This is a genomic window from Streptoverticillium reticulum (assembly GCF_047456005.1).
GTDB lineage: Bacteria > Actinomycetota > Actinomycetes > Streptomycetales > Streptomycetaceae > Streptomyces > Streptomyces reticulum.
The window spans coordinates 6,168,820-6,184,318 of sequence record NZ_CP179755.1 but is presented as its reverse complement, the minus strand read 5'-3'; the positions used below and the strand labels follow the sequence as shown (position 1 = coordinate 6,184,318).

The window sequence follows — 15,499 nt, the reverse complement described above, 5'->3', positions numbered from 1 at the left end:
GGGCAGACGGGAATGTGACGGCAGGCCCTAGGGCTCAGCCGGCCAGGCAGGACGGGCCGAGGAGCTGTTTCAGGTCACCGAAGAGCGCCGGGTCGGGCGTCACCCGGTGCCGGTCGAGCCGGAGCACGGTCGTCTTGCGCGGCCCCTGGAGCTTGATGCGCACCTCGGTGGAACCCCGGTGGTGGGTGAGCACCTGGCCGAGGCGCTCGACCATCGGCGGGGTGACCTTCACGGTGGGGATGGAGATGATCACGGGCGCATTGGTGCCCGCGTTGGACAGGTCGGGAACCATCAGCTCCATCGCGACCAGCCGCGGGATGTCCTCGCGCTTGTCGAGCCGGCCCTTGACGAACACGACCGCGTCCTCGACGAGCTGGGTGGAGACCAGCTGGTAGGTGGCGGGGAAGAACATGCAGTCGATGGAGCCCGCCAGGTCCTCGACGGTGGCGATGGCCCAGGCGTTGCCCTGCTTGGTCATCTTGCGCTGCAGGCCCGAGATGATGCCGCCGATCGTCACGATCGCACCGTCGGCGTGCTCGCCGCCGGTCAGCTGGGAGATGGCGGCGTCGGCCTTGTCGTTGAGGACGTGCTCGATGCCGAAGAGGGGATGGTCCGAGACGTAGAGGCCGAGCATCTCGCGCTCCTGCGCGAGCAGATAGGCCTTCTCCCACTCCACGTCGGAGAACTCCACGTCCAGGCCGAAGCCCGGCCCGTCGTCGGCGCTCTCGTCGCCCATGCCGCCGAAGAGGTCGAACTGGCCCTCGGCCTCCTTGCGCTTGACCGCGACCACGTTGTCGATCATCGGCTCGTAGTGCGCGGTGAGGCCCTTGCGGGTGTGCCCCATCGTGTCGAAGGCGCCGGCCTTGATCAGGGATTCGACGGTGCGCTTGTTGCAGACGACCGCCTCGACCTTGTCCAGGAAGTCGGGGAAGGAGGTGTACTTCCCCTTGGACTTGCGGCAGCGGATGATCGAATCCACCACGTTCTGGCCGACGTTGCGGACGGCGGTGAGGCCGAAGAGGATCACGTCGTCACCCTGGGCGGCGAAGTTCGCCTGGGACTCGTTGACGTTCGGCGGGAGCACCTTGATGCCCATGCGGCGGCACTCGTTGAGGTAGATCGCCGACTTGTCCTTGTCGTCCCGCACCGAGGTGAGGAGCGCGGACATGTACTCGGCCGGGTAGTTGGCCTTGAGGTAGGCGGTCCAGTACGAGACCAGTCCGTACGCGGCCGAGTGGGCCTTGTTGAACGCGTAGCCGGCGAAGGGGACCAGGACGTCCCACAGGGCCTGGATGGCCTCGTCGCTGTAGCCGTTCTTGCGGGCGCCGGCCTGGAAGATGGTGAAGTTCTTCGCCAGTTCGTCGGGCTTCTTCTTGCCCATGACGCGGCGGAGGATGTCGGCCTCGCCGAGCGAGTAGCCCGCGATGATCTGGGCGGCCTTCTGCACCTGCTCCTGGTAGACGATCAGGCCGTAGGTGACGGCCAGGACCTCTTCGAGGGGCTCCTCCAGCTCCTTGTGGATCGGCGTGATCTCCTGCTGCTTGTTCTTGCGCAGCGCGTAGTTGGTGTGCGAGTTCATGCCCATCGGGCCCGGCCGGTAGAGGGCCGAGACGGCGGAGATGTCTTCGAAGTTGTCGGGCTTCATCAGGCGCAGCAGCGAGCGCATGGGTCCGCCGTCGAACTGGAACACGCCGAGGGTGTCGCCGCGCTGGAGCAGGTCGAAGGTCGTGGGGTCGTCCAGCGGGAGGGCCAGCAGGTCGATGTCGAGACCCTTGTTGGCCTTCACCATCTTGACGGCGTCGTCCATGATGGTCAGGTTGCGCAGACCCAGGAAGTCCATCTTCAGCAGGCCGAGCGACTCACAGCTCGGGTAGTCCCACTGTGTGATGGTGACGCCGTCGGAGGCGCGGACCCAGACCGGGACGTGGTCGGTGATCGTCTCGCTGGACATGATCACGCCGGCCGCGTGCACGCCCATCTGCCGGACCAGGCCCTCGACGCCGCGCGCGGTGTCGATGACCTTCTTCACGTCCGGCTCGTTCTCGTACATCCCGCGGACCTCGCCGGCCTCGCTGTAGCGCGGGTGCGCGGGGTCGGTGATGCCGGAGAGCGGGATGCCCTTGCCGAGGACGTCGGCGGGCATGGCCTTGGTGATGCGGTCGCCCATGGCGTACGGGTAACCGAGGACGCGGGCGGAGTCCTTGATGGCGTTCTTGGCCTTGATGGTGCCGTAGGTGCCGATCATGGCGACCTTGTCGGCGCCGTACTTCTCCGTCACGTACCGGATGACCTCGGCGCGCCGACGCTCGTCGAAGTCGATGTCGACATCGGGCATGGAGACGCGCTCGGGGTTGAGGAAGCGCTCGAAGATCAGGCCGTGCGGGATGGGGTCGAGGTCGGTGATGCCCATGGCGTAGGCCACGATCGAGCCGGCCGCGGAGCCTCGGCCGGGGCCGACCGCGATGCCGTTGTTCTTGGCCCACATGATGAAGTCGGCGACGACGAGGAAGTAGCCGGGGAACCCCATCTGGATGATGACGTCCATCTCGTACTCGGCCTGCTTCTGCCGGTCGTCCGGGACGCCGCCGGGGAAGCGCCGGGCCATGCCGCGGCGGACCTCCTCCTGGAACCAGGTGATCTCGGTGTAGCCCTCGGGGATGTCGAACTTCGGCATGAGGTTCTTCGCCTCGAACATGCCGGCGGTGTCGACCTGCTCGGCGACGAGGAGCGTGTTGCGGCAGCCCTCCTGCCAGGCGTCCGAGGAGTCGATGGCGTACATCTCGTCCGTGGACTTCAGGTAGTAGCCGGTGCCGTCGAACTTGAAGCGGTCCGGGTCGGAGAGGTTCTTGCCGGTCTGGATGCACAGCAGGGCGTCGTGCGCCTCGGCCTCGTGCGGGTAGGTGTAGTGCGAGTCGTTGGTGACGAGCGGGGGGATGCCCAGCTTCTTGCCGATCTCCAGCAGGCCGTCGCGGACCCGGCGCTCGATCTCGATGCCGTGGTCCATCAGCTCCAGGAAGTACCGGCCCTCGCCGAAGATGTCCTTGTAGTCGCTGGCGGCCTGGACGGCCTCGTCGAACTGGCCGAGCCGCAGCCGGGTCTGCACCTCGCCGGACGGGCAGCCGGTGGAGGCGATCAGGCCCTCCGACCACTGGGCGATGGTCTCCTTGTCCATCCGCGGCCACTTGGTCAGCCAGCCCTCGGCGTACGCGTCGGAGGAGAGGCGGAAGAGGTTGTGCAGGCCGGTCCTGTTCGACGCCCAGATCGTCTTGTGCGTGTAGCCGCCGGAACCCGACACGTCGTCGCGCTTCTGGTGCGGCTGGCCCCACTGGATGCGCCGCTTGTTGCGCCGGGACTCGGGGGCCACGTAGGCCTCGATGCCGATGATCGGGGTGATCCCCGCCTTCTTCGCCTGGTGGAAGAAGTCGTACGCGCCGTGCAGGTTGCCGTGGTCGGACATGGCGATGTGCGTCATGCCCATGTCCTGGCAGGCCTTGAACATGTCCTTGAGCCGCGCGGCACCGTCCAGCAGGGAGTACTGGGTGTGGACGTGCAGGTGCGTGAAGGGGGGCCTGGACGAGGCGGTCACGGCGGGGAAACCTCCGGCGGGCGGTGGGCGGCGGCGGGCGGGGACAGCTTCGAAGGTTACCGGCCCCCACCGACAGACGCGGGCACGGACGGGCGGTCCCGCACGTTGAGGACGGCAGCACATCCGTCCGCCCGACGATCCCCCAGGAGGAACCGGCGATGGCGCTCGAGCACGACCGGACCGCGCAGCGCGGCGAGGAGATCCTCGCCGTCCTCGGCACCGCATCCGAGGACCTGCGGGCCCCCGGCCCCGACGCCCGCCGGGCCCGGTTCCGGAAGCTGGCCGCCTCCGTCCTCGCCTTCCACCACGCCACCCCCTGCCTCTTCTACGCCGACCCGGAGCACGGCAAGGAGGGGTACGGCATCGGCCCCTTCCTGGACGAGCGCACCGGCCGGATGTGGATCCACGGCGACCTGCACACCGGGCGCTTCGGCGCCTCCATGGACGCCACCGGCCGCCTGGTCTTCGGCGCCACCGGCTTCGACGAGGCGTACGTCGGCCCGTTCACCTGGGACCTCAAGCGCTTCGCCGCCTCCCTGGCGCTGCGGGGCCGCGTCACGGCGCTCGGCGACGAGCAGATCACCGGTCTGGTCCGCCGCTACGCCGGCGCCTACCGCGAGCGCATCCACGCCCTGGCCGCGGGCGCCCGCCATGAGGAGGTGCCGCCCCTGACCCTGGACAACGCCGAGGGCCCCGTCCTCGGCACCCTGCGCCGGGCCCGCGCCGGGACCCGCGCCGGGATGCTCGCCGGCCGGACCGGGATCCGCGACTTCGACCGGCGCTTCCGCTCCGGCGAGGACACCGTCGAGCTGGACGCCGCCACCCGCTACACGATCCTGGCCGCCTTCGACGGCTACCTGGAGTCGCTGCCCGACACCTCCCTCGCCCGGCCCGACTCCTACCGGGTCAAGGACGTCGTCGGCCGCCGCGACGGCGCCGGGCCGGCGGCCTACGACATCCTCCTGGAGGGCGGCAGCGACGCCCTGGAGGACGACGTCGTGATCTCCATGCGGCCGGGCCGCACCCCGGCCCTCTCCCGGCACCTGGCCGACCGGGCCCTGCGCGAGCACGTCCGCCACGAGGGGCACCGCACGGTGCTCGCCCAGCGCGCCCTCCAGGCCCACACCGACCCCTGGCTCGGGTGGACGGAGCTGGACGGGGCCGGGCAGCTGGTCGCCGAGGTCTCGCCGTACACCGTGGCCCTGGACTGGTCGTCCGTCGACGAAACGGCCGAGCCGGCCGAGCTCGCCGCCCTGGTGGCCGACCTGGGCCGGGCCACGGCCGACCTGCACGCGGCGGCCGGGGACGGCAGCGGGCGGGCGCTGGTCCCCTTCGCCGCCGAGCGGGCCGTCGACGCGGCCATCGCGGCGGACGAGGAGGCCTTCCCCGAACTGCTCACGGACTTCGCCCACCGCTCGGCGGCCCGCACGCTCGCAGACCACCGGATCTTCGTCGACCTGCTCCGCAACGGTCGGGTCCCGGGGGCCTGAGCGCCCCGAAGGGGCGCGGGGAACTGCGCGACAAGCCACCGCCGGCCCGCAGCCGACGCACCACCCAGGGGTCCGGGCGAAGCCCCGGGAACCTCGGCTGCAGGCGCGTCGTGGTTGCTCGCGCAGTTCCCCGCGCCCCTTCGGGGCGCGCATGGTCGGAGCGCTGACCAGGCCCTGGGGGCTTTAGCACTGGTTTACCCCCGGTCATGACAGACTCGATCTCATGGACATATCGGCGGCACGCCTGCGGGCACTGCGCGCAGCGCTGTTCACGGCGCTGTGCGTCGTGCTGTCCGCCGCCTCGCACGTGCTGCTGTCCGGCATGCCGCTGCCCGTGCCCACCGTCGCCCTGACCGCGGCCGGCGTCTTCGCGCTCGCCTACGCGCTGGCGGGCCGGGAGCGCGGCTACTGGCACATCGCCGCCCTGCTGATCCCGCTGGAGCTGGCCTCCGGCGCGCTCTTCAGCACCGGGCAGGACACCTGCTACGGCGCCGTGCGCCACCACGCCCCGGGGGCGTGGACCCTGCTGTGCGGGGGCGGCAGCGTGGGCCGGTCGCTGACCCGGGCCGCCGATCCGGGCACGGCCCCCTGGCTGCTGCTCGCCGTGCACGTCGCGGTCGGCCTGCTGGCCGCCGCCTGGCTGCGGCGCGGCGAGGCGGCACTGGCCCGGCTGCTGCGCGCGGCCGCCGCGGCCGCCTTCCGCCCGCTGCTGCTGGCCGCCGCGGGCTTCACGGCCGCCGTCCCGCGCCGCGGGGCGCCCGTGCGGCGCGCCCACCGGGTGCGCCGGGCGCGGCAGCGGCTGGTGCTCCTCCACTCCGTGGTCCGGCGCGGGCCCCCTCCCTGCCCCGCCCTCGCCTGAAGATCACCGCAGCATCCTGCACCTCACGCACCACGGAGACACCAGCACCATGAGCAACCGCAACAACTGGGAGAACAAGCAGTCGGCCCGCGAGCGACTGCGCGCCGAGCGCGAGCGCCAGGCGAAGAAGGACAGGACCAAGCGCCAGTTCGTCGTCGGCGGCGCGATCGCCGGCGTCCTGGCGATAGCCGGCGGCATCGGCTACGCCGCCACGCAGCTGGGCGACAGCGGCGCGAGCAAGAAGAGCACCAGCACGGCCTGGGAGGCCGCTGCCAAGAAAACCCTCGTCAAGCCCGCCAACACCGCCGGCGACAACGGCACCGAGGTCGTCATCGGCAACAAGGACGCCAAGCACACCCTTGAGGTCTACCAGGACATGCGCTGCCCGATCTGCTCGGTCTTCGAGCAGAACGTCGGCGGCCAGGTCGAGAAGGACATCAAGGACGGCAAGTTCAAGGCGCAGTACCACATCGGCACCTTCCTCGACCGCAACCCGCAGATCGCCGGCACCGGTTCGAAGAACGCCCTGAGCGCGCTCGGCGCGGCGCTGAACGTCAGCCCCGAGGCCTTCCAGGCCTACAACAAGGCGCTGTACGCGAAGGCCAACCACCCCGAGGAGACCAAGGACGACTACTCCAAGGACGACGCCCTGCTGAAGGTCGCCCAGCAGGTCCCGGCGCTCAAGGGCAACGCCGGCTTCGAGAAGAACCTCAAGGACCACACCTTCGACAAGTGGGCCCTGCAGATGTCCGACGAGTTCGACAGCCACAAGGACGTCACCGGCACCCCCACCGTCAAGCTCGACGGCAAGAAGCTGAGCGTGGACACCCCCAACGGCAAGGGCGTCCCGATGACCCCGGAGCAGTTCACCCAGGCGGTCGACGCACAGCTGAAGTAACGGGCAGAACGGGACAGTTGCCCCGTCCCCGCACTGATGCCGAATCTTGACGCGACACCCGAAGGTGCGCGTGGCACACTTCGGCCTCATGAAGGGGACGGGAGTTCGGCTCAGGGCGCTGCGGGCGGCGGTGTTCACCGCGCTCTGCGTGACCCTGTCGGCCGGCGGCCACGTCCTGCTCTCGCGCATGCCGCTGCCGCTCTCCACGGTCTCCGCCCTGTCGGCCGGGTACTTCACCGTCGCCTGGACGCTGGCCGGCCGGGAGCGCGGCTTCGCGGCCATCGCCGCCCTGCTCGTACCGCTGGAGCTGGCGGCGGACACCGTCTTCACCACCGGGCAGCACGCCTGTTACGGACAGGCGGGCGGCCCGGTGGCCGGGCCGCTGCACTCGCTGGGCGTCGATCTGGTCTGCGGGAACGGTGCGTTGGGCACCCCGCTGGCCGCATCGGGAAGTCCCGGCGCGGCCCCCTGGCTGCTGCTCGCCGCGCACGTCGCGGTCGGACTGGCGGCCGCCGCCTGGCTGCGCCGCGGCGAGGTGGCGCTGTCCCGGGTGCTGCGGGCCGTCGTCGCCGTCGCCTTCCGGCCACTGCTGCTGGCCTTCCTGACCCTGCGCGCGGCGGACCGCCCCGCGCGGGTGCCCCTGCGGCCGGTGCGCGACACCCTGCCGGCCCGCGCACTGCCGCTGCTCGTCCACTCCGTCGTACGGCGCGGACCGCCGTCCGTGTGCCCGGCTCACCTCTGAGCCCTGAGCACACGCACCACCACGGTCCCGCACGCCTCCCTTCGTCACCGCGGAGAAGACATCATGAGCAACCGCAACAACCCCCAGAACAAGCAGGCCGCCCGCGAACGGCTGCGCGCGCAGCGCGAGCGCGACGCCAAGAAGGCGAAGACCAAGCGGCAGCTGATCGTCGGCGGCGCGATCGTCGCCGTCCTCGCCGCGGCCGGCGGCATCGGCTGGGCCGTCACCAACGCCACCAACGGCAGCAAGAACAACAAGGTGAGCAGCGAGGACTGGGAGGCGTCCGCGAAGAAGACGACGTTCACCCAGCCCGCCAACACCACCGGTGACAAGGGCACCGAGATCGTCATCGGCAGCAAGGACGCGAAGAACACCCTCGACGTCTTCGAGGACATGCGCTGCCCGATGTGCTCGGAGTTCGAGCAGGGCGCGGGTACCGCCGTCGTGAAGGACATCAAGGACGGCAAGTACAAGGCGCAGTACCACATCGGGACGTTCCTGGACCGCAACCCCCAGATCAAGGGCTCGGGTTCGAAGAACGCGCTGAACGCGCTGGGAGCGGCGCTCAACATCGGCACGGACGCCTTCCTGCACTACAAGGAGGCGCTGTTCTCCGCGAAGAACCACCCGGAGGAGACGGACGACGCGTTCTCGGACAACGCGAAGCTCATCGACATCGCGCAGCAGGTCAAGGAGCTCAAGGGCAACGCCCAGTTCGAGAAGAACGTCAAGGACGGCACCTACGACAAGTGGGCGCTGGCGGTGTCCGACGCCTTCGACAAGCTCGTCGGCCCGAACAAGGACATCCAGGGCACTCCGGGCTTCAAGCTCAACGGCAAGGTGCTGAGCGTGGGCGGCTCGCACATCACGCCGGAGCAGTTCAACGCGCTGGTGGACCAGCAGCTGAAGAAGTAAGCGAAGAAGTAGCAGCCGCCACAAGGCCATTACCTTTGCTTTACCACCCGGTAAGGTGATGGCCCGTGACATCTCCTGACATATCCCGCCGTACTGCCGTCACGGCGGTGGCCGTCGGCGCGGCCGCCGCCGCGTTCCTGCCGACCGCCGCCGCCTCGGCCGCGGACCCCGCGCCCGCCTTCCTGCACGGCGTCGCCTCCGGCGACCCGCTCCCCGACGGCATCCTGCTGTGGACGCGCGTCACGCCCGCCCCGGACGCCGTCCCCGGCTCCGGGCGCGGGCCCGCCGTCGAGGTGACCTGGGAGGTGGCCGAGGACGCGTCCTTCACCCGCGTCGCCGCCCGGGGCACCGTCACCGCGACCGCCGCGGGCGACCACACCGTCAAGGCCGACGTCCGCGGACTGCGCCCGGCCACCGGCTACTTCTACCGCTTCACCGCCGGCACCACCGTCTCCCCCGCCGCCCGCACCCGCACCGCCCCCGCCCATGACACGGCCGCCGAGGGCATCCGCTTCGGCGTCGTCTCCTGCGCCAACTGGGAGTCGGGCTGGTTCTCCGCCTACCGCCACCTCGCGGCCCGCCGCGACCTGGACGCGGTGCTCCACCTCGGCGACTACATCTACGAGTACAAGTCCGGCGAATACCCCGCGGCGAAGTACGTCGTGCGCAAGCACGAGCCGGAGCACGAGATCGTCACCCTCGCCGACTACCGCACACGGCACGGCCGTTACAAGACCGACCCGGACCTGCAGACGCTGCACCACACGCACCCGCTGATCGCCATCTGGGACGACCACGAGTTCGCCAACGACGCCTGGTCGGGCGGCGCCGAGAACCACGCCCCCGGCGCCGAGGGCGACTGGACGGCCCGCATGGCGGCGGCGAAGCAAGCGTACTTCGAGTGGATGCCGGTACGGCCCTCGATCGCCGGCACCACCTACCGGAAGCTGCGCTTCGGGACCCTGGCCGACCTGCACCTGCTGGACCTGCGCTCCTTCCGCACCCAGCAGGCCAGGACCGGCAGCGGCAAGGTCGACGACCCGGAGCGCACCATCACCGGCCGCGCCCAGCTCGACTGGCTCAAGTCGGGCCTGGCGACCTCCGACACGGCCTGGCGCCTCGTCGGCAACCCGGTGATGATGTCCCCGGTCGCCTTCGGCGCCCTCCCCGCCCACCTGCTGGAACCGCTGACCAAGCTGCTCGGGCTGCCGACGGGGGGCGTGACGGTCAACACCGACCAGTGGGACGGCTACACGGACGACCGCCGCGAACTCCTGACCCACCTCACGGACCGGGGCATCGGCAACACGGTCTTCCTCACCGGCGACATCCACATGGCCTGGGCCAACGACGTGCCGAAGCGCGCGGCGACGTATCCGCTGTCACCGTCGGTGGCCACGGAGTTCGTGGTCACCTCGGTGACGGCGGACAACCTGGACGACACCCTCCACGTCCGCCCGCACACGGTGTCCGCCGCCGCGGGGACCGCGATACGGGCGGCCAACCGCCATGTGAAGTGGGTGGACATGGACTCGCACGGCTACGGCGTGCTGGACGTGACGCGGGAGCAGACGCAGATGGACTACTACGTCCTGTCGGACAAGACGAACCCGAAGTCCTCGGCGGCGTGGGCGCGTTCGTACCGGACGAAGTCGGGGACGCAGCGGGTTGAACGGGTCACCTCGCCGGTGGCCCCGTAAGGGGCGCGGGGAACTGCGCGACCGGCCCCCACCGGCCCACGGCCGACACTCCGCCCCGGGGCCCGGGGCGGAGCCCCGGTTTCGGGAAGGGGCGGGTCAGGGGCGAAGAAACCCACGCACTAGCCCGCAGCGACCTCCTCCAGGAACCCCAGCGCCACCCTCCACGCCATGTCGGCGGCCTCCGCATCGTGGTCCGGCAACTCCGGATCCGTAAAGAGATGCCCCGCACCGGCATACCGGTGCACCTCGACATCCGCTCCGGCCCGCTGCATCCGCAGATACCACGCGTTCAGCCAGTCGTGCGGCTCGAACGGATCCGGATCCGCCACGTGCAACTGCACCGGCAGTCCGTCCGTGCTCGCCTCCTCCGGCAGGTCCGACGTGCCGTGCAGGAGCAGCAGCCCGCGCGCCTTCTCGTCGCCGAGCGCCAGGTTCTGGGCGATCGACCCGCCCAGCGAGAACCCCGCGTACACCAGCCCCCGCTCCGACAGCGGCGCCGCCGCCGTGATCGCGCGGTGCAGCAGCTCCTCCCGGCCGATCTCGTCCTTGATCGCCATCCCGTCCTCGACGGTGTCGGCCGTCCGGCCGTCGTAGAGGTCCGGCACGTGCACCTCGTGCCCCGCGGCGCGCAGCCGGTCCGCGGCGGCGTGCACGGCGGGCCGCAGGCCGTAGGCCGAATGGAACAGGAGAATCGTGGTAGGGGACGCCACTGGGGTCACTTCCTTACAGCTGGATCGCGTGTCACCCATCGTGCCAGTACGTTCGGAAGGGGCGCCCGCCGGTAAGCCGGGAGGAGTGAGCCGAAGGTGTCCATGGAGGACCTGCTGCGCCCCGTGGCGGTCGTCGGCGGAGCGGTGGCCGTCACCCTGGTCGTCGTCCGCATCGCCGACCTGATGCTGCGCCGGATCGGTGAGCGGCACCCCGAGACCCCGCTGTGGACCCTGCTGCGCCGCTGCCGCCGCCCGCTCGCGCTGGTGCTGTGCACGGCGCTGCTGCGCGGCGGTTACGGGTACGCGGAGGTCGTCGTGGGGCCGCCCGGCGCCATCGCCCAGGCGCTGACCCTGGTGCTGATCGGCGCCTGCGGCTGGCTGGCCGTGCGGGTCGCCGCGGCCGTGGTCGAGTCCTTCTACGCGCGCTACGCGGCCGGTTCCGCGGACGAGGCCCGGGTCCGCCGGGTGCGCACCCAGCTCACGCTGGTGCAGCGGGTCGTCACCGCGGCCGTCGTCGTGGTGGCGGCCGGGTCGATGCTGCTGACCTTCCCCGACATGCGCACGGTCGGCACCTCCCTGCTGGCCTCGGCCGGCCTCATCGGCGTGGTGGCCGGTGTCGCGGCCCAGCCGACGCTGGGCAATCTCTTCGCCGGGCTGCAGATCGCCTTCGGCGACATGGTGCGCATCGGCGACACGGTCGTGGTGGAGAAGGAGTGGGGCAAGGTCGAGGAGATCACCCTCACCTACATCGTGGTGACCACCTGGGACGAGCGGCGCATCACCATGCCGGTCTCGTACTTCACCAGCAGGCCGTTCGAGAACTGGTCGCGCGGCAACCCGCAGATGACGGGCTCGGTCTACCTGCACCTCGACCACGCGGCCCCCGTCGACCTGATACGCGAACACCTGCACGGGGTGCTCGTGCGCTGCCCGGAGTGGGACGGCCGGGCCTGGAGCCTGGTGGTCACGGACACCACCCCGACCACCGTCCAGGTGCGGGCACTGGTCACGGCCAAGGACCCGTCCGACATCTGGACGCTGCGCTGCGTGGTGCGCGAGGAGCTGATCGGCTGGCTGCGACGCGAACACCCGTACGCGCTCCCGCGCATCAACACCGCGCCCGCGCCGGGCCTCGCCCAGGCGCCCGACCGACGGCAGACCCCACCGGCCTCGGAGGACATCGGCCCGGGCCCGGGGACGGCGTGACGTACGGTTCCCCCGGTTCCCCGCCCCAAAGGGGCGCGGGGCTGTTACTCCCCCAGCTACCGCTGGGAGGTACCCCCAGCGGCTCCGCCGCGTGGGCGCGACAAGCCTCCACCGGCCGGCAGACGACACACTCCGCACCCGGCTCTCCGCGGGGGTTCACCCCCCGCCCGGCAGGCTCCGCACGTCCAGGTGCCGCAGCACCCGGTCCACGACCTCGGGGTCCATCCACGGCTCGCTGCGCGCGTCCAGCACCGCGTGCCGTGCGGCCGAGTACAGGTCGGCCTGGATGCGCTGGATCGTCCGCAGCCGCTGGACGCGCTGGACGTGGGCCTCGCGGCGCTCCTCGTCGACCATCTCGGGGCTGATGCGGGCACCGATGTCGTAGGCGCGCCGGTGCAGCATCTCCATGAGGTCCTCGGAGAGGTCCTCCTCCTGCTCGATCTCCAGCAGCCGGTGCTTGGCCGCCTTGGCGGCGCGGATGGCCAGCTGCCGCTCCAGCTCCCGGGTCCAGTCGGAGTCGGCGCGCACCCCGAGCCGTCTGACCAGCCGGGGCAGCGTCATGCCCTGGACGACCAGAGTGGAGATGATGACGGCGAAGGCGATGAAGAGGATCTCGTCCCGGGCCGGGAAGGGCGATTTGTCGTCCTTGGTCAGCGGGATGGCCAGGGCGAGCGCCACGGAGGCCACGCCCCGCATCCCGGACCACCACATGACCAGCGTCTCCCGCCAGCTCGTGAGGATCTCCTCGTCGACGTCACGGCCCTTGTGCAGCCTCTTGGCCAGCCAGGCGGCGGGCAGCAGCCACGCCAGGCGCACGCCGACCACGACGGCGACGACGATGCCGCCGATGCCGAGCATCTCGCCCCAGCGGCCCGCGGCGGTGCTGATGGCGTTGTGCAGTTCCAGGCCGACGAGGCCGAAGGCGACGCCGGTGACGAGGGTGTCGACGATCTCCCAGAAGGTGTGCCCGGCCAGCCGCCCCAGGACGTCGTCGGCGTCGCTGGCGAACTCGGCGAGGTAGAGCGCGGTGGTCAGCACCGCGAGCACCCCGGATCCCTTGAACTCCTCGGCGAGGACGTAGGAGACGAACGGCACCAGCAGGGTGAGCCCGATCTGCAGCGTCGGGTCGCCCAGGACGTCCATCAGCCGCTTGGCCACCCAGCCGAGCACCAGACCGACCAGGACGGCCACCACGGCGGAGAACACCAGCTCGCCGGCCGCCCTCGTCATCGAGAAGCTGCCGCTGACGGCCGCCGCGATGGCCACGTGGTAGAGCACGATGGCGGTGACGTCGTTGAAGAGCCCCTCGCCCTCCAGGATGGAGACCAGGCGGCGCGGCAGCCCCAGGGAGCCCGCGACGGCCGTCGCGGCGACGGGGTCGGGCGGGGCGACGAGCGCGCCCAGCGCCACGGCCGCGGCGACCGAGATCCCCGGCACGATCGCGTTGGCGACGGCGGCGACCGCCGCGGTGGTGACGAAGACGAGCGCCACCGCCAGCAGGAAGATCGGCCGCCGGTTCGCCGCGAACTGCCGCCAGGAGGTGCGCTGGGCGGATGCGTAGAGCAGCGGCGGCAGTACCAGCGGGAGGATGAACTCCGGCGGGATGGTGACGTTCGGTACGAACGGCAGCAGGGCGAGGACGATCCCGCCCAGCGTCATCAGCACCGGGGACGGCAGCCCCAGCCGGTCCCCCAGCGGCACCGTGACGAGCGCCCCGAGCAGCAGCACGAACAGCAGGGCGAGCTGGTCCACGGATGCCCTCCGGCAGGTCGGGGGACGGGTCGATCATGACCCAGCCTGCCTCACCGGCCCCCGGACCGCCTTACGGGCGACCGCCGTCAGGCGCTGTCGGCCCGCACCTTGTCCAGCGCGAACTGCAGGTCGTCCGGGTAGGCGCTCTCGAACTCCACCCACTGGCCGTCCGCCGGGTGCTCGAAGCCCAGCCGCACGGCGTGCAGCCACTGGCGGGTGAGCTTGAGGCGCTTGGCGAGCGTGGGGTCGGCGCCGTAGGTGAGGTCGCCGGCGCAGGGGTGGCGGTGCGCGGACATGTGCACGCGGATCTGGTGCGTGCGGCCGGTCTCCAGCTTGATGTCCAGCAGGCTGGCGGCGCGGAACGCCTCGATGAGGTCGTAGTGGGTGACCGAGGGCTTGCCGTCGGCCGTGACGGCCCACTTGTAGTCGTGGTTCGGGTGACGGCCGATCGGGGCGTCGATGGTGCCGCTCATCGGGTCCGGGTGGCCCTGGACCAGCGCGTGGTAGCGCTTGTCGGTGATCCGCTCCCGGAACTGGGCCTTCATGTGGGAGTAGGCGCGCTCGGACTTGGCGACGACCATCAGGCCCGAGGTGCCCACGTCCAGGCGGTGCACGATGCCCTGGCGCTCGGCGGCGCCGGAGGTGGAGATGCGGTAGCCGGCGGCGGCGAGGCCGCCGATCACGGTGGGCCCGGTCCAGCCCGGGCTGGGGTGGGCGGCGACGCCCACCGGCTTGACGATGACCACGATGTCGTCGTCGTCGTGGACGATCTCCATGCCCTCGACGGGCTCGGCGACGACCTGCACCGGCGCGGGCGGCGCCGGCATCTCGACCTCCAGCCAGGCCCCGCCGGTCACCCGGTCGGACTTCCCGGCCTCGGCCCCGTCCAGCTGGACCTTGCCCGCGGCCGCCAGCTCGGCCGCCTTGGTGCGGGAGAAGCCGAACATGCGGGCGATCGCCGCGTCGACGCGCTCGCCCTCCAGGCCGTCGGGAACGTGCAGGGCGCGGATCTCGGGAATCGTGCTCACCTGTCGAGTATGCAGGACGGAGCCGGGAGCCCGTACGTCAGTCCTGGTGGACGGTCCCGTCGGGATCGAGCCCGCGAAAGGAGAGGATCACGATCAGGAAGCCTCCGCAGACGATCGCGGAGTCCGCGAGGTTGAAGACCGCGAAGTGCGCGGGCGCGATGAAGTCGACCACGCCGCCCACGAATCCGCCGGGCGAACGGAACAGCCGGTCGGTGAGGTTGCCGAACGCACCGCCCAGCAGCAGGCCCAGCGCGATGGCCCACGGCACGCTGTAGAGCTTGCGGGCGATACGGGCGATGGCGACGATGACGGCCGCCGCGATGACGGTGAAGACGATCGTCATGGCCTCGCCGATGCCGAAGGCCGCGCCGCGGTTGCGGATCACCTCGAGCTGCAGCAGGGTGCCGACGACCTGGATCGGGTCGTGGTGCTCCAGCTTGGCCACCACGAGCAGCTTGCTGACCAGGTCGAGGAGGTAGGCGAAGGCCGCGACGCCGAGCAGCACCGCGATGCGCCGCCGGCCCCTGGTCCCGCCGGTCCCGTCGGCCGCCGTCACACCGGTGGTGGGTCGTCCGGCCTGTTCCGCCTCTGTCACGTGAGTCCCTCGACGTCG

Annotated in this window: 12 protein-coding genes; 7 read left to right on the top strand and 5 right to left on the bottom strand. The window is 71.1% G+C overall.

The genetic code is table 11. The features are described 5' to 3' along the window. Positions 1 to 34 precede the first annotated feature (34 nt). On the bottom strand, positions 35 to 3,586 hold the full coding sequence (gene dnaE, locus ACMATS_RS28465; protein ID WP_414169521.1) for a DNA polymerase III subunit alpha: 3,552 nt from the start codon (positions 3,584 to 3,586) through the stop codon (positions 35 to 37). Between the two features lie 158 nt (positions 3,587 to 3,744). On the opposite strand from dnaE, the gene ACMATS_RS28460 reads away from it, so the two are divergent. The 6 genes from ACMATS_RS28460 (at position 3,745) to ACMATS_RS28435 (ending at position 10,190) form a co-directional block, all read left to right on the top strand. Then, positions 3,745 to 5,076 (top strand): DUF2252 family protein, encoded by a 1,332-nt coding sequence (locus ACMATS_RS28460; RefSeq protein ID WP_414169520.1) that lies wholly within the window; start codon positions 3,745 to 3,747, stop codon positions 5,074 to 5,076. Positions 5,077 to 5,299: 223 nt separating this feature from the next. Then, positions 5,300 to 5,935: a hypothetical protein gene (locus tag ACMATS_RS28455; RefSeq protein WP_414169519.1), complete on the top strand. Its 636-nt coding sequence runs from the start codon at positions 5,300 to 5,302 to the stop codon at positions 5,933 to 5,935. Positions 5,936 to 5,984: 49 nt separating this feature from the next. Continuing rightward, complete coding sequence (locus ACMATS_RS28450) at positions 5,985 to 6,833, top strand: thioredoxin domain-containing protein (RefSeq protein ID WP_414169518.1); 849 nt, start codon at positions 5,985 to 5,987, stop codon at positions 6,831 to 6,833. Between the two features lie 88 nt (positions 6,834 to 6,921). Further along, positions 6,922 to 7,575, top strand: coding sequence for a hypothetical protein (locus tag ACMATS_RS28445; protein ID WP_390777955.1), 654 nt, complete (start codon positions 6,922 to 6,924; stop codon positions 7,573 to 7,575). Positions 7,576 to 7,638: 63 nt separating this feature from the next. Next, a complete protein-coding gene (locus ACMATS_RS28440; RefSeq protein WP_390777586.1) occupies positions 7,639 to 8,490 on the top strand; it encodes a thioredoxin domain-containing protein in 852 nt (283 codons plus the stop codon). 65 nt (positions 8,491 to 8,555) lie between these two features. Continuing rightward, positions 8,556 to 10,190 carry an alkaline phosphatase D family protein gene (locus ACMATS_RS28435; protein WP_414169517.1) on the top strand — a complete coding sequence of 545 codons (1,635 nt, stop codon included), beginning with the start codon at positions 8,556 to 8,558 and terminating at the stop codon, positions 10,188 to 10,190. Positions 10,191 to 10,309: 119 nt separating this feature from the next. Here ACMATS_RS28435 and ACMATS_RS28430 read toward each other — a convergent pair whose 3' ends face one another. Beyond that, entirely contained in the window at positions 10,310 to 10,939 is a 630-nt protein-coding gene (locus ACMATS_RS28430; protein WP_414169516.1) for a dienelactone hydrolase family protein, read from the bottom strand. A 63-nt stretch (positions 10,940 to 11,002) separates the two neighbouring features. Here ACMATS_RS28430 and ACMATS_RS28425 point away from each other — a divergent pair, with 63 nt between their 5' ends. Continuing rightward, the gene (locus ACMATS_RS28425) at positions 11,003 to 12,106 is read left to right on the top strand and encodes a mechanosensitive ion channel family protein (RefSeq protein ID WP_390777956.1); all 1,104 of its coding nucleotides are present in this window, start codon (positions 11,003 to 11,005) and stop codon (positions 12,104 to 12,106) included. A 156-nt stretch (positions 12,107 to 12,262) separates the two neighbouring features. On the opposite strand, the gene ACMATS_RS28420 is transcribed toward ACMATS_RS28425, so the two are convergent. From ACMATS_RS28420 to lspA, 3 genes are all read right to left on the bottom strand, one after another. Continuing rightward, a complete protein-coding gene (locus tag ACMATS_RS28420) occupies positions 12,263 to 13,858 on the bottom strand; it encodes a Na+/H+ antiporter (protein WP_390777589.1) in 1,596 nt (531 codons plus the stop codon). An 86-nt stretch (positions 13,859 to 13,944) separates the two neighbouring features. After that, the gene (locus ACMATS_RS28415; RefSeq protein ID WP_390777590.1) at positions 13,945 to 14,886 is read right to left on the bottom strand and encodes an RluA family pseudouridine synthase; all 942 of its coding nucleotides are present in this window, start codon (positions 14,884 to 14,886) and stop codon (positions 13,945 to 13,947) included. A 37-nt stretch (positions 14,887 to 14,923) separates the two neighbouring features. Next, positions 14,924 to 15,481, bottom strand: coding sequence for a signal peptidase II (gene lspA / locus ACMATS_RS28410; protein ID WP_390777591.1), 558 nt, complete (start codon positions 15,479 to 15,481; stop codon positions 14,924 to 14,926). Positions 15,482 to 15,499: the final 18 nt, after the last annotated feature.